Origin of the sequence: Coprococcus sp. AF51-11b1 (genome assembly GCF_027682785.1) — a bacterium.
Classification (GTDB): domain Bacteria; phylum Bacillota; class Clostridia; order Lachnospirales; family Lachnospiraceae; genus Allocoprococcus; species Allocoprococcus comes.
This window is the reverse complement of sequence record NZ_JAQCZB010000008.1, coordinates 44,363-44,899: the sequence shown is the minus strand read 5'-3', so window position 1 is coordinate 44,899 and position 537 is coordinate 44,363. Positions and strand designations below refer to the sequence as shown.

Below are 537 nucleotides of genomic sequence, written 5' to 3'. Positions count from 1 at the left end.
TGTTAGGAACCGTCGCACTGGGCATCCTTGCGGAACGTTAGTTTGCGAAAATACGAACAAGGAAATACTGCAATAAGAGGTATGCCAAGAAAATATAAAAATCTTGCATACTTTTTTTGATTGAACATTTTGTGAAATGGAATTATACTGTGTATAATGTGAAACAGACAAATCGGGATTTGAAAGGATGATGATATGATGGATAAATTAAAAAAGAACATGGTTTTCTACCTACTGTTGCTGATAGATTTTTATATCGTTCCTTGGTTTATAAAAAACACAGGAAGTGCAATGATTGTTATGTTAGTAATTATTCCTCTAATATGTTTAATAACCTCTGTTTTTTATGGGATTAGGAATGGTTTTAACTTCTGGTATATTTTGATTGTAGCAATAATGTTTGCGCCATCTATATTTATATTTTATAACTCAAGTGCATGGGTTTATGTAGTTGGATATGCTGTTATTGCATTATTGGGAAATTTAATAGCATTGCCATTAGGAAAAAGATAACTTCAAGTTTGTATGCGACAAACA

General features: G+C 31.5%; 1 protein-coding gene. It reads left to right on the top strand.

Annotated features, from left to right (window positions below; translation table 11 throughout):
* Positions 1-198 precede the first annotated feature (198 nt).
* Complete coding sequence (locus PGY05_RS09035) at positions 199-513, top strand: hypothetical protein (protein WP_025656188.1); 315 nt, start codon at positions 199-201, stop codon at positions 511-513.
* Positions 514-537 lie beyond the last annotated feature (24 nt).